Genomic DNA, 13,872 nt, shown 5'->3' with positions numbered 1-13,872 from the left:
TAGGTCCTGTCTGGAGTCCAGATCATCAACGCGGTGCGATGCTGCGGAGCCAGAGCATCGCACCGCACAGATGCAGTCCGGCCTCGTAGCTCTCCGGGGTCTTGTCGAAGCGGAACGCGATTCCGCGCCAGTTCCGCAGTCGGTTGATGCACCGTTCCACGGTGTTGCGCTCCCTGTACAGTGCCGCGTCGTGCGATACCGGCCGGCCACCGGCAGCGCCGCGCTTCTTGCGGTTCGCGGCTTGGTCGGCCTTCTCCGGGATCACCACTTTGACTCCGCGTCGCCGCAGGTAGCGACGGTTACGCCGAGACGAGTACGCCTTGTCTGCGGCCACCGCGTCCGGTCGGGTCCGCGGGCGCCCGACCGGTCCCCGCACCTTGACCCGCTCCAGGACCGGCACGAACTGCGGGCTGTCCCCGGCCTGTCCCGGCGTGAGAACGAACGCCAGGGGGCGGCAGCGTCGGTCGGCCGCCAGATGAATCTTGCTGGTCAGCCCGCCTCGGGAACGCCCCAGCTCAGCGCCCTTCAAGCGGGCTCGATGCCGTCGGCGGACCCGTCGCCGCTCGACGCGCGAGTCATCCTCGCCCTGTACGTCTTGCGGCTGTTGTCCCCTCGTGTCGCCCCTTTTTCGGCCTCGATGGCAGCCTCCAGGGCTACCAACTGCTCAGAGTCCAAGGCCATCCCGGCGGCGTGGTGGTGGGCCCGCGCGGTCGCCGAGTCCACGCTTACCAGGCCCAGGTCGGTTTCGCCACGGGCTGCGGCCTCGGCGATCACCGCTTCCATCAGCTGCTGGAAGACACTCTGCTTCGCCCAGATTCGGAACCGGTCGTACGCGCTCTGCCAAGGCCCGAACTCGGCAGGCAGGTCACGCCAGGGGCTGCCGACGCGGAAGCGCCACATCACCGCGTTGAAGTGTTTTCGCAGGTCAGGGATAGGCCCGACCGCGGCGATCGGAAGATGGGGCTCGATCAGAGTCCATTGCTCGTCGGTGAGATCGCCTCGCGCCATGACTGACGGCTTATCAAAACCGAGCGTCCGCGCGCAGGTGATCCACCGACCCTAGTTACCGAGGAGCCGCTCCCATAGCAGCCCGTCCTGCCAGCGCCCGTCGAGAAAGATCGAGGAGTGCGCGACGCCGTACGGGCTGAACCCGTTGCGGCGCAAAACCCGCTGCGACGGCAGATTCTCCAGATTGGTGGACGCCTCGGCGCGGTGCAACCCGAGTTTGTCGGCCATCACTTGGAGTACGAGCCCGACGGCGCGCCCGGCGTGGCCTTGATTCTGGGCGACACTGGCGATCCAGTATCCGACGGAGCCGCGGCGCAGGTGCGCCTGCGGCAGGATGCCTCCGACAGTGACCTGACCGATCACCTGGTCGTCGGCAAGTACCACGCCCGGCCAGACCGTGCCGGCCCGGTATCCGGCCAGCAGCCTGTCGATCCGCTCCGCCTGGCCCTCCGGGGTGAAGAAGCCGTCTGGCTGGACCGGTTCCCATGGCCGAAAGGCCTCGACGTCCCGCACCCGATGTGCTGTGATCGGGGCCGCGTCGGTGGGCTCGATCAGGCGGATCCTGGTGCTGCCGTGCATGGGGTGATCCTCGTCGCGGTGCGTCGGATGAGACGGCCAGCCTACGCAACGGTCCTCGCGCGGCCGCGCGCTACGCCCGCCGATCGCTCTCACACGACCTGGCTTCGCAGCATCGCACCGCATTCATGATCTGGACTCCAGACAGGACCTAGTTCATCGCGGCGTTCTATGACCGGTACGCCCCACTGCCCGATCGGACCGTGCCCCCGGAGGCCGACACTCTGGTCCGCGACTGCCTGGAAGCGATCGCTGGCACTGCGGCGGATCTCGCCCGCCGCTGCGACCTCCACTCTTGCTCCCGCGCCGAGTTGCTCTGCTCGCGCCACGCCAAGAATCTCATCCGAGCTGCCGAACAACACCGCAGCCGCCTTCGGGATCCTCTGCAGGCTGCGCGACTGGACGAATGGTCGAACCTGCGGCCACAGCTTGTGTGATGGCGAGACTGGACGCCGAAAGCGGTTTAAAATGTCCTAATTATTGCGATATAAACGCAACCCAAACTGCAACCCAAACACAACGAGGTGCCGAACCGCAGGGGCGGTTCGGCACCTCGTTTCGCCTGGTCAGGCGGGGTGCGGAGGATACGAGATTCGAACTCGTGAGGGGTTGCCCCCAACACGCTTTCCAACTGCGCACGATGCTGTACAAGAGGAGGCGGAGACGTTCTGACCTGGAGTGCAGTGATTGTTGGGGGCTGCTTCGGACGGGGCCGGACAGGGGCGAACGAGACCAAAATTGAGACCACCGCGACCGCGCAGCCGAGGCTGCCCAGTCGCCACTGCTGCTTCTGACCAGCGCCGCTTCAGCTTTGCGCGCCTCCGAGTAGACGGCACCAGGACCGGTCAGCAGCTGCCTCTGCTCCCTGGGTCACTCGTCCCGGAGACGGATCGCCATCACGGTCCCGTCGGCGCGGATGGACACTGCGTTCCACTGCTCCGATGTGCTGCGATCCGGCCACTGCCCGCGGAGGGCGTGTACCTCGCGTCGGTATTCGTTGACACGCCCATGGTGGAGGTGCGTGTACAGATCCCTCCTGAGCCCGGAAAAAGCCTCTACCCGGGTGCCATTGAGGCGGTAGATGTGGTCGGTGCCGACGAAGTCGATGCCGTGGATGCGGTGCTCTGCATCCCGCAGTCTTGCCGTGTTGCCGTGGGCGTCGTGCTCGAAGTGGCGTCGCCCTTGTTCCTTGGTCAGGTACTGGGCGGTGGGCTTGCCCCCGCCGGTGAAGGCCGTGAGCGCGGCTGCTTCCGTCCGTGCCAGCACAACGCTGAACCAGGCGAAGGAGTCGGGCGGTACCTGGAATCCGGGGACTGTTGTCTCTCCGCGGTCCGTGGGCCGCACAGCGTCGGCCACGCGATTCTCCTGTTCCAGGAAGAGGTTCAGGTCTGCCCCCGACGTCTCTCCAGATGAGCGAAGAACGGTCGTGCCTGGCGCCTCCAAGGCGTGCACGGCGAGGCTCTCCGTTGTGGGGATCTCGGTGCCGATGAGCAGGTACGGGACTGTGCCGTAGGGCCCGATGTGCACGGACTCCACGTGGGCGCTGGCCGTACCGAGCTGCTTCTGTACCTGATGAACGCTGCTGTGGGTGCCTTTCGAGGAAAGGAGCAGGACCTTGGACGGCTGCCCTGGTTGCCAGGCTTCGACGAAGAAGTGGGGCCGTCGCTGTAATGGCTCTGGGCGAGCGCCGGTACCGGAGCCGCTCAGGGTCCAGCCGGCCCTCAGGGCAACGTCCGCCGGGATCACGGAGACCGAGTGGTCGGGGTATCGGGACCTGACGATGTTCTCGGCCAGCAGCGAGGCGAAGCCGGTGCCGATTTCTCCGGACTGTGTGGCCTTGTAGAAGCGCAGGAGATCACGCCCCTCGGACGATAACTGCAGGTAACCGCCTCGATTGGCTTCCAGTGCCTGGCTGTAGCGCAGACTGCCCCAGTGCTCGGCGAGTCCTCGCCCCGCGCCCTGGCGGGCTGCAGCAGCGCCGAGGCCAATGGCATGGATGACCTGCCAAGGCGTGAGTGTCAATGATCGCGGTGCTGTCCGGACGGCTCGGTAGTCGGTGCGTCGGCGCAACGGGCCTCGCCCGTCCTCTATCCGCTTCTCATCCTCCTCCGCTGCTGCCTTGGTGATCTGGGCGGCGAGTTCGTTGGACGAGCGGACCTGGACGTTGGAGGTAGTGCTCAGCTCTTGGAGGATCTCGGTGACGGCCTTGGATTCGTCCTCGTTCACCAGCAGCCCTTCCGTCGAAGTCGTGTGGTGTGAGCCGGAGGACGGTAGGACGGGGCGGGGGAGCGCAAGCAAGTACGCACGAGGGGGCGCAGGCCGGGATTCGGCCAGAGCTTGGCGGCCCTGCCGGCGGCGATCCGGTGAGCACCGCTATGCGCCGCGCAGCCACTTCTCAAGAGCAGCGAAATCCGGGGCGGTGAGGCCGTGGCGGTGGTCGACGCGGTGCAGGAAGGTTCGGGAGGGGTGGTGGGCCTCGGCCCAGGTGCGGTCGGCGTCGGTGATCTCGTCGTCGAGCCAGGCGAAGGGGCGCCCGGCAGCCCAGCCGAGAAGAGTACGGGTCTTCCAGTGCAGGGCGCACGGTTCGGGCTCCTCGGACGGCTCCGGCCACGTGACTACGGGGAGCTGCGGCAGACCCAGGAGCGGCGCGAGGCACTCGTTGGCCTCGGACTCCCACGTGGTGGCCCACACCAGATCGCACGGAAGAGCCAGCAACTTGGACCCGAGGGCGGGATCGACCCTTGCCAGCAGCGGATTCGCTCCGACCTCAACCGTCGAGAAGGTGGGGTAGCCATTCGGGTACTGCTCTTTCGTCGCCCCGAACGGGATGAGGGGTCCGTCCACGTCAAGGAAGAGGATGGGCCGCGGCGGGGAAACGATCACATCCGCACCGTACGGGCAGAAAGGCCGCCCCGGAAGTGGACCGACGGGCGCCCGCCCGGACATGGCCGCGCCGCTGCTGCAACCTCGAACGTCGGTGGCCCCGCTGCGAGCAGCGGGGCCATCGACGTCGTGCCCGGTGAGGCACTGGCGGAGGATACGAGATTCGAATTCGTGAGGGGTTGCCCCCAACATGCTTCCAACTGATCGTCCGGGGTTCGAGCAGGTTCGTCACCGTTCTGAGCTGCGATGGCTCACCAGCTAGCAGGCCTTCCGGACACCCCTGACCGGGGCTGAATGCAACCCAAACTGCAGCCCTCGACGCTGGTTAGTTGGCCATAGCTTGATCATGAACGGTCGATGTAGGGAGCCAGGCCAGGTTCGGAGGTGGACCTGCCCAACGGCCTCTGGCACGTCGTCCCGTCGTCACCAGGCTTGGGCGGACGTTGGCCAAGTTCGCTCGTGACACGAACCGATTGCATGGCCTTCAGCGGAGCGATCTTGGGAGATGCACCGCGTCCGTGTGCGGGGTGATGATAGGACAGGGCTGTTGGACTGCGGAGTGGGGGCGGCGCGCGTGCATCTGAGCCGGGTGGAAGTCAAAGGGCTGCGCGCGAGCGCCGAGTCGGAGATTGTCTGCGATCTTCCCGGCCGGTTCAGCGTCCTGATCGGTGCGAATGGGGTCGGGAAGACCACCGTCACCGATGCCCTCTACCTTGCCCATCCCAGCCGGTTCCCCAGCCTGCCGCGCCCGAGTGCGGCCGTGCTGGGCGGAGGCGAGCGCAGCATTTCGGTCCAGTACACCCTGGACGCTGACTCGCACACCGAAGGGGCTCTGGGACACCAGCTCCATGCCATCCATCACAGTCCGCCCGGCACAGTCGCGCAACGCTGGAGCACGAACTTGACCCGGAGCCTGGGCAGTGTCCAGGCGCAAGCGGGCCAGCGACAGGGGCCACTCGACACGCTCGACCCCTTCAAGCTCCTCTATCTGCCTGCCTGGCGTCATCCGCTAGACGAGCTTGCCCGGCGCGAAGTCCGCATCCTGATCGAGTTGCTGCGCGCTCAGCAGGAGCGCCTGGATGGACGCCGCAGTTTGGTATCGCTGCGGGCACGGGCTTCGCAACTGCTGGAGGGCCTGGCCAAGGACGGCATCATCGAAGCCGTTGAGGAGCGTATCGGCGCGCATCTGTCGGCGATGTCGGCGGGCGTGAGTCCGCGGTGGCCCTATGTACGAGGACCGGTCATCGACGACACCTATCTGGCGCGTGTCCTGGAGCTGATGCTCGCTGTAATCGAGGGCCGGGGCCAGGCGCGCCCACTGGAGGTCTCCGGCCTGGGATACGTCAACCTCCTCCATATCGCCGTCACGCTGGCCGCAATCCCTGACCCAGCTAAGCGCGCCACAGGCATGCCCGACCCCGGTACCGGGCCAGCGCCCGGCCCCGATGACGTAGAGGAGGCTGCCCGCCAGGCCCGCGAGCAGCTCCTGCAGGCGCAGGCCGAGGCCGAGTCCGCGGAGGACTCGTTCTTCCCGCCAGACCCCTTTCACGCCACGGTGGTCATTGAGGAGCCCGAGGCCCACCTACACCCGCAGCTTCAGCACGCCCTGGTCCGCTATCTGCGCGGCGTCACCGCTCGGCGACCGGAACTGCAGATCGTCCTGTCCAGCCACGCCACCGACGTCATCACCTCCTGCCGTCCAGAGGAGATTGTGGTGTTGCGCCGGACTGCCGCCGGCCGCCGGGTCTGCCGTTCTATAGCCACCCTGCCGATGGCAAAGCGCGACGAGACGCTGCGCATGACGCGGCTCCATCTGGACACCAGCCGCTCCTCCGCACTGTTCGCTGAACGTCTGGTATTGGTCGAAGGCGTCACTGAGGTAGCCGTACTGCGGGAGTTCGGCCGCGCCTGGGCCGCCAAGGACGCGGACAAGCAAGCCTTCGTCGAAGCCCTGAGTATTGTGCCCATGGGCACCAAGGTAGGGGCATGGGCGGTGCGGCTGCTGGCGACCAAGGATGCTGAACTGTGCACCAAGATCGCGATCGTCCGCGACAGTGACCTGGACTTCGGCACTGTCCCTACCGATCCGACCTGGATCACCGAACACAACCCCGACGTCGCCCAGGCTTTCATCAGTCATCCCACTCTCGAGCCCGCAGTCACCGAAGGCAACGAGAAGCTAATCGCCCACGCTCTGGACGACTTGCGCCTGTCCGTGCCCAACCCACTGAATCCCGAGTCAGTCCACGCTCTGTTTCGCAGCGCCCGCAAGGCCAGGGACGGCAAACCCGCCACGGCCGCCGGCGCGGGGGCAAAACGCAAGGCGGAGTTCGCGCTCGCACTCGCCCAGCAACTCGCCGATGCCAACGAAGCATTGAACCACCCGGTGGTCCCAGAGCACCTGCAGGCGATGTTCGGCTTCCTGTACCCGGCACCACCCGCCGCCATTGAGCCGGATATCCAGCCGGATGAGAACGACAGCGACCTTCTGGATGCCCTTGACGACTCAGGTGACCCCTTCCCTCCTGCGGTTGACCCCTGGTTCAGTCCGGCACCCGACGTCACTGGTGGGGTCAAGCCCAGTGGCTGAAGCTGTCCTAGACAGGCTGACTCGCGAGCAGCTCATCGCCGCCGGGACAGCCGTCCCGCGCCTCTACATCGAAGCCGCCCCCGGTTCCGGAAAGACCACGGTTTCCGCGTACCGCTTCGGCGCGCAGCGCTTTGCTCTGGCCAGCGACCCGCGCGCGGTGGTCGCCGTCAGCTTCACTCGCTCCGCAACTGCGGAACTACGCGCACGCGTGCGTGCGACCTGGGGCCGTGCCGCGATCAACCCACCACACCGCATCGTTACCCTCGACACAGTCATCTACGACCTGTTGGCCCATCTCCTTCACACCAAGGCCCTCCAATGGCCAGGCGGCCACACCGACCTTGAGGTCCTGGATACGTGGAAGGCCCACTACGCGACCCGTTATACGGCCCGGGAACCTGTCGTCGAGCTCAAAGACCGCCAGATCGTTACTGCTCACACCTACCGTCACACCAAGGGCAACCACCTTGCCCAGCCCGACTTCGACGCTGCCGTGAATGATGGTCGATGCACCCACGACAACGTTCGCGCGATCCTCGAACAGGCTCTGGCCGACTCGGAGATATCCGACTGTCTGATCGACTACTTCGCCACCACGACGCGCGTTCTGATCGTCGACGAAATCTTTGACGCCAACAGCCTCGACCTGGCCGTAGTCGAACTCGCTGCCCAAGCCGGGCTGCATGTCACCGTCGTCGGTGACCCCTGGCAGGCCCTATACGGCTTCCGAGGTGCCCGCCCCGACCTCGTACCCGTGCTTATTGACCGCGCCGGGATGGTCACTCTCCAGCTGACGGAGTCCTTCCGCTGGCGTACTCCTGGCCAAAGACTCCTTGCCGCGGCCCTGCGGCGAAGCGAATCCACTACTGTACCCAGCGCCGCGCTGGACGGCGTCGACGTCGTTTTGGCCCGCGAATGGAAACCCCTGTGGAATACGCACCCCCGCGTACTACCCCTCGCGTTTCGCTCCGCCACCGGCAACACGCAAGAAGCGGCCTCCACGCTGCTGCTCAACCAGCTCACCCGCAGTGCTTTCGGTGAGCACGCCACCTATGCGGCCGATGCTGCCGCCACCCTGCGGTTGGACGAGGACGCCCGCGCTCGACTGGAACCCCGCTTAGACGCGATCCTTGCGCAACTCGCCGACGAAGAGGACCTGGCTGGCGCTCTCGCGGTCCTCACGGCCGCCATTGCCACCGAGTCGTCAGTCACGATCCCTGGCAGGCACCCACAACACATCCAACGTCTGCAGCAGTTGCGCACCCGCCTCCTCCACCCCTTCGATGATCTCGTACTCGGCCTGACCACTCATCAGGCAAAAGGGCGAGAGTGGGACTCCGTCGCCGTGCGACTCGAGGCCAGCGATACGCGTGCCCTGTACAGCGGGCTGGACCGGGACAACGAGGATCACCGCAAGCTCTACGTGGCACTCACCCGCGCTCGCTGCCGATCGCTTGCTGTGTGAGATCGGCATGCGGTACGTCATATCTGATCTTGGGCTGACTTGTCAGTGTTGGCATCTACATTGATGGGTCTGTGCGAAAGGGGGCGCCCATGGGTGCCGACGGCGGGCGGATCGCTGCCCGGGGTTTTCAATACCAATACCTGCGGACGCTGGAAGCGCTGCTCGCCTCCTCGGGTGAGGGATCGGTGGTGGCCTGCCGGATTGAGGGCCCGGTGCAAGCAGCCATCGCGCTGGACAACGTCGACGCAGTCGACTTCGACCTGGTGGATGCCGAGGGCGTCTCGGTGGTGGCGGTTCAGGTCAAGAGTGCTGCTGCGGGCCGGGAGATGCGCGCTCCCCGAGCGCTGGAGGTCCTGCTGGACCTAGTCTCCAAGTTCTCGTCGCGACGCTACGAACTGGTGACCAATGCCGTCCCGGACGTGCGGTGCGAGCGCCTGGCGGCTGTCTTGTCCGAGTTCGGGGGGCAACCGCAGGTGATGCGAGGCGAACTGGAGGAGTTGTTCGCAAAGGCTCCAGCGACGCTTTCGCGGATCAGGGCCCTGTCCCCGGACCAGTGGGTGAGGCTGGCCCGGACGCGGATCGACTTCGACGGTCGCGACGACGCCCAACTGCGCGAGGAGCTGAACCTTCGGCTGCGCCTTTTGCGGGGGCGTACCGGGCGTGGGCTCTCCTGGCGCTCGGGCGGTTTGGTGCTTGGGTTCCTGGTGGCCGAGGTGCTTCGCCGAGCCGCTGATCCGGGGGCCGCTTCCTGGTCGCTGACGGACTTCAACCATTGCCTTCTGGTTGACGAAGATGTGCTGTGCACGGCGCTGGGCCGTCAGGACTTCGGCGTCGTCGTGGGGCCGTTTCCCCCCGTGCCCGAGATCGAACGGCCTGATTTGGTGGAGCAGGTGGCGGCGGCTTTCAGCGGGACGACGCCCGCAGTGCCTGTGTGCGTGGTCAGCGGCCTATCGGGGATCGGGAAGTCCAGCCTGGCTGCGTCGTATGTCGCCCAGCATGCCTACCGCTACGACTTGGTCTTCTGGCTGGACGCTTCCACACCCGAGTCGCTGGCGGGCTCGTTCCAGCGGCTACTGGCGCACCTCGGCGGCGGTGACGATGCACTGACAGACCCGACCCTTGTGCGTGAGCGCGTTCACGCGCAGCTTCAGGGCTTGCCGGGGCCGTGGTTGCTGGTGTTTGACGATGCGAGCCCGGCACAGGCGGATGCCTGGCTGCCTCGGCAGGGGCGGGGCCATGTGCTGGTGACCTCCCTCGCGAGGTCCTGGCGCAAGGTCCACAGGCGTGTTGAGGTGGAGCCGCTGCCGCGGGAGCAGGCGCTGGAACTACTGAAGCTCAGGTTGGAGCTTGACGGGCAGACAGTGCAGACGCATCTGGACGCTTTGAGCGACTTGTCGGAAGCACTGGGCCGCTGGCCGCTGGCGATCGAGCTGGCGGCCGGCTATCTGTTGACCTGCGGTATCAATCCAGCTCACCTGGATGCTTACCGATCCCGGCTCCTGTCGGCTGCACTGGATGACGACCGTTCGCTGCCGCCCGGGTATCCCAAGACGCTGGTGGGTGCGGTCCGGCTGAGCCTGGATCGGCTGTACACCCGTGCGGAGGGCCACCCCGAGGTAGCAGGGGGATCTGTGGCCCTGCTGCGAGTCATGTGCTATCTCGCGCCCCAGCGGATACCTCTTCACCTTTCCGCTGCCTGCGTCTTCATCCCCGTCGAGCACATCCCGCCAAGGGGGGGTGTCCTGGCTCTCGATGAAACTTCGAGCCCGCTGCGGGAGATGTTGCGGGAGCTGTTCGACATCTCATTCGTTCGACTAGACGCCCCACTACCGCTGCCTACCGACGACGGGTTGGCGCGGATCCCCGGCATCAGGGACAGCCTGTCTATTAATTCAGTTCTGCAGCTGATTCTGCGCCGCATGTTCGCCCAACGCTCCGCCCCGGACCAGGCGCTCGTGTGCGCTGGCGCTCACACCAACAGCTGGCTGCTCCACGCGCTAGACCACGGCCTGAGCGAGTGGGCCTGGGAGCTGTCCCAGCACGCTTCGGCCCTGGCGGAACACGTTCAGGAACTGGAACTCATCAGCACCGCTACCGCTGCCTTGCTGGGCAACCTCGCCGGCTTCCACAGCCGGCACGGCCAGCACGGCATAGCTCGTGAACTGCTGGAGCGGGAACTCCGCTGGCAGGTCGAATCTCCGTCCGCCAACCCCTTGATTACGGCTCAGTGCAGAATTCAACTTGCCTCCCTGATCAATGCCACGGCTCCCGCAGAAGTGTGTGACCACATCGTTCGCCACTTGACCCCGGTCCTGGCCTTCCTGGAGAGCTACGCAGGCGAGGATCCAGGAGGTGCGGCGCGGCACGTCACCGATAGTGTGCTGATCCTCCAGGTCCGTTCCAGCCGCTCCCCAGGGCATGGGGGAGTCGACAACCTGCTGGACCAGTTTCGAGCCCTGGCAAGCCGTCTGCCGCTCAGCCCGTATCTGCGCACGCGCTACCAGACCCATGAGGTCGGTAAACTTCTCGCGGAGGGCCAGGCCCCCGAGGCTGAGCAGGTCGCCACCGATACGCTCACTCACCTGGAAGATCATCTATGGTCGGACACAGCGGCTGACGCACGACGATTTTTGATCGAGGCACTGGCCGTCCAGGACAAGTGGACTGAGGCCAACTCGCAGTACACCTTGTTCCGGGACTACTTGGGACCGCAGAGCCTATACCGGTTCTCGGTCAACCATCTGGTGCACAACGTCGGACTTGCGTGTGCCATGCAGTGGGTGCTCGTTGACAACGCGGCGGCAGCCCAACTGCTGCACCGCATGATCGACGACGTTAGCCCGTATCTGGACCAGCTCGCCGATGACGACTTCGAGAGGACTCGGTTCACGCTGCTGCACGCGGTCCACAGCGCTGCGCGGGCGCTCCAAAACGATTCCCTTGCTGCAGAGGGGGTGAACGATTTCCTCCACTTGATGGAGAAATTGGAGGGCCAAGAGCTCTCGGCCAATCCCGAGCAGCAGTCCGCCTGGGATGTCATCCTCCTCGGTCTCCCCGTACGTATCGGTGCCCAACTCACTCGGAAGGGGCATGAAGCGAGCCAAGCACAAGGGCAGGCAGCGATTGACGCGCTGCCTGCCAGCATGGCAGTCGATCTGCAGGAAGCAGTTCGCGACGAACGGGCGCTGGCGCATCTTGCGCTATCTACCGACTCTGCTTTCGCGGGCGGGATGACCAGCAATCTCGACTTCCTCGCCCATAAGATCCCCGCCCTCATGGGACCGCGGGCGATCGTGCTCCTCGAACCAGAGACGATGCTTCTCGTCCACTCTCCCGAGGACGAGATAATCGAAGCGCACCTACACAAGTTGTGTGGACGCGGGTTCCACCTTCTGCGAGAATCGCACCCTGTTGTCCCCGTCGCCACGGAGCTGAGACTGCGTCCCGACGGGTCAACTTTGGTCCTCGAAGACAGTCAGGGAGTTGTGCTGGCCCGTGCCAGCGTGCTGCTGAGTCGTGCGTGGCGCGAGGCCGCGCGGGTCCGGGGCACCGTATGGGTAATGTACGGCTTCGCTTTCAACCTCGCCGATGTATCTATTAGCCGACAGCTTCTAGCCGTGCCGCAGGCTGCTGCGGAGGCGTTCCGAATGGGCTGCGCCCAGGGTCAGATCGCGGCCGCCATCGTCCCCTGGACGGAAAATATGTCCCCGGCCCTCTCATGGCCTCGCGCTTCTCGTCGGCAGAAGGGTCGCAAGAAGGCCCGACGCAAGAAGTAGCCCTTGACTCTTTCCTCGGAACGCTCGGGCATCGCTTATCCGTCGTGCTAGAACTGCGGAACGCCGAGCCATCACCTGTGGCACTGGCTCATGGATTGAGCGAAAGTGAAATCTCAGCGCCGCTGAAAGGCGGGTCTTGCCCGTCCCCGGGAAGACACTGCTGGAGATCACGTTGGGCTGGCTTTTAAGCGGCGGCTGCCCGGCCGATGCCGTAGGCCGGGCCTGCAGAGTTCGGACCGGTAGCCTTCCAGGCCATCTGGTCGACGAACCAACTATGCCCCCCGACTCCATGTGGCCTGCTACGCCGCAGGGAAAATCTATGCGAGTTGTCGGCGGAACGGTCTACAATCGTCGTTCATGATCGTATACACGGGCTCTGATCGTACAGATGCGTCGCCGAAACGAGCGATGGAGACGCACGCCGAGTTCTTCGGGAGGATCGCTGGTCCTTTTTGGGACCAGGTTCGGGATATGATCAACGAGTGGTGGTCACACCTCCCGGACCATGCTCAGCCCAGTGTGCGCAGCCGGCTGTTGGACCGAAACTCCGACACGAACGTCTTCTCCGCGCTGTGGGAGTTGTACCTACACGAGATGCTGCTCGGTTCCGGATGTACCGTAGAGATCGAGCCCACCATAGGCACCCGTGGAAAGAACCCTGATTTCCTGGTCACCCGCGACAGCGAGCAGTTTGTCATCGAGGCGATCTGGACGGCCCAGCGACTGAGCGACTCCGCGTCCAACCCGCTCCCGCCTCAGTTGGTTGATGCCATCGATCGCGTGCCGAGCCCCAACTTCATCGTGTCCTACGAGCTTGACAGGGCCGGGTCGGCGACGCCGTCGCAGAAGCGACTCAAGGCCGGGTTGACGCGGTGGCTCGCAAGCCTGGACCCCGACCAGATCACCGCTGAGCGCCAGCGCAAGATGCCACTGCACAAGCACACTTGGCAGGACGCCGACTGGAGCGTCACGTTCCAGGCTTTCCCCCGCGACCCAGGCGCGCGGGGTGACCCAACGAGCAGGACGATCGGCATCCATCCCATGTCGGATGGGCTCGACGACCAGCCGGATCGGGTGCTTGACGCGGTCAAGAGGAAAGGCGGGAAGTACGGCGATCTGGCGCTGCCATTCATCGTGGCTGTTGGCCATGCGGCCTTCTTCCCTGGAGACGAGGACACCGAGACGGCGCTTTACGGGACCTCAGCCGAGTATGCCCACGCTGGCACACCGACCTTCGGCCGCAAACCCGACGGCTACTGGACTGCAACCCGCGGCAATGGCCACGGCAGGGTCAGCGGCGTGCTCACTGTCCACAACCCGGCGCCCTGGACCTGGGCGAAGAACACACCCGTCCTCTGGCAAAGCCCCGACCCCAGCTCGCTTCCCGCCCCAGTCCTCTCTAGCTGGGCAACCGCACAGCTGGTGGACGTCCAAGTCGAACGCCAGCCGGCGGCTTGCTCCGTCCATGCTGTCCTCGGTCTACCCGAACTCTGGCCGGTCGGCGAGGCCTTTCCCCGACGTCATCAGAGCAGCGCAGGCTGACTGCGCCCGCGAATCTGGCCGAAGACGCAGGG

The 13,872-nt window shown here is 65.5% G+C and carries 7 protein-coding genes and 1 pseudogene; 4 read left to right on the top strand and 4 right to left on the bottom strand.

Annotation, left to right across the window (positions count from 1 at the left end; all coding sequences use genetic code 11):
* Positions 1-25: 25 nt before the first annotated feature.
* From GA0115240_RS26080 to GA0115240_RS26065, 4 genes and pseudogenes are all read right to left on the bottom strand, one after another.
* Positions 26-1,008, bottom strand: a pseudogene (locus GA0115240_RS26080) (IS5 family transposase).
* Positions 1,009-1,059: 51 nt separating this feature from the next.
* A complete protein-coding gene (locus GA0115240_RS26075; protein WP_093740247.1) occupies positions 1,060-1,587 on the bottom strand; it encodes a GNAT family N-acetyltransferase in 528 nt (175 codons plus the stop codon).
* A gap of 867 nt (positions 1,588-2,454) precedes the next feature.
* Positions 2,455-3,810 (bottom strand): hypothetical protein, encoded by a 1,356-nt coding sequence (locus GA0115240_RS26070; RefSeq protein WP_093740245.1) that lies wholly within the window; start codon positions 3,808-3,810, stop codon positions 2,455-2,457.
* A 147-nt stretch (positions 3,811-3,957) separates the two neighbouring features.
* Positions 3,958-4,467 (bottom strand): HAD domain-containing protein, encoded by a 510-nt coding sequence (locus GA0115240_RS26065; protein WP_093740243.1) that lies wholly within the window; start codon positions 4,465-4,467, stop codon positions 3,958-3,960.
* A gap of 547 nt (positions 4,468-5,014) precedes the next feature.
* On the opposite strand from GA0115240_RS26065, the gene GA0115240_RS35790 reads away from it, so the two are divergent.
* From GA0115240_RS35790 to GA0115240_RS26050, 4 genes are all read left to right on the top strand, one after another.
* Positions 5,015-7,057 (top strand): ATP-dependent nuclease, encoded by a 2,043-nt coding sequence (locus GA0115240_RS35790; RefSeq protein ID WP_161302451.1) that lies wholly within the window; start codon positions 5,015-5,017, stop codon positions 7,055-7,057.
* Complete coding sequence (locus tag GA0115240_RS26060) at positions 7,050-8,522, top strand: UvrD-helicase domain-containing protein (RefSeq protein ID WP_161302449.1); 1,473 nt, start codon at positions 7,050-7,052, stop codon at positions 8,520-8,522. The genes GA0115240_RS35790 and GA0115240_RS26060 overlap by 8 nt, the downstream gene beginning before the upstream one ends.
* An 89-nt stretch (positions 8,523-8,611) precedes the next feature.
* Positions 8,612-12,298: an ATP-binding protein gene (locus GA0115240_RS26055; RefSeq protein WP_093740240.1), complete on the top strand. Its 3,687-nt coding sequence runs from the start codon at positions 8,612-8,614 to the stop codon at positions 12,296-12,298.
* A 357-nt stretch (positions 12,299-12,655) separates the two neighbouring features.
* Positions 12,656-13,840: a hypothetical protein gene (locus tag GA0115240_RS26050; RefSeq protein ID WP_237555214.1), complete on the top strand. Its 1,185-nt coding sequence runs from the start codon at positions 12,656-12,658 to the stop codon at positions 13,838-13,840.
* The last annotated feature ends 32 nt before the right edge of the window (positions 13,841-13,872 follow it).

The organism is Streptomyces sp. DvalAA-14 (genome assembly GCF_900091855.1).
Taxonomy (GTDB): domain Bacteria; phylum Actinomycetota; class Actinomycetes; order Streptomycetales; family Streptomycetaceae; genus Actinacidiphila.
This window is presented reverse-complemented; position numbering and strand designations above follow the sequence as displayed.

Excerpts from the sequence above, each read along its gene's own strand:
- GA0115240_RS26075 (WP_093740247.1), bottom strand. The coding sequence starts at position 1,587 with ATGCACGGCAGCACCAGGATCCGCCTGATCGAGCCCACCGACGCGGCC.
- GA0115240_RS26055 (WP_093740240.1), top strand. The coding sequence starts at position 8,612 with ATGGGTGCCGACGGCGGGCGGATCGCTGCCCGGGGTTTTCAATACCAA.
- GA0115240_RS26050 (WP_237555214.1), top strand. The coding sequence starts at position 12,656 with ATGATCGTATACACGGGCTCTGATCGTACAGATGCGTCGCCGAAACGA.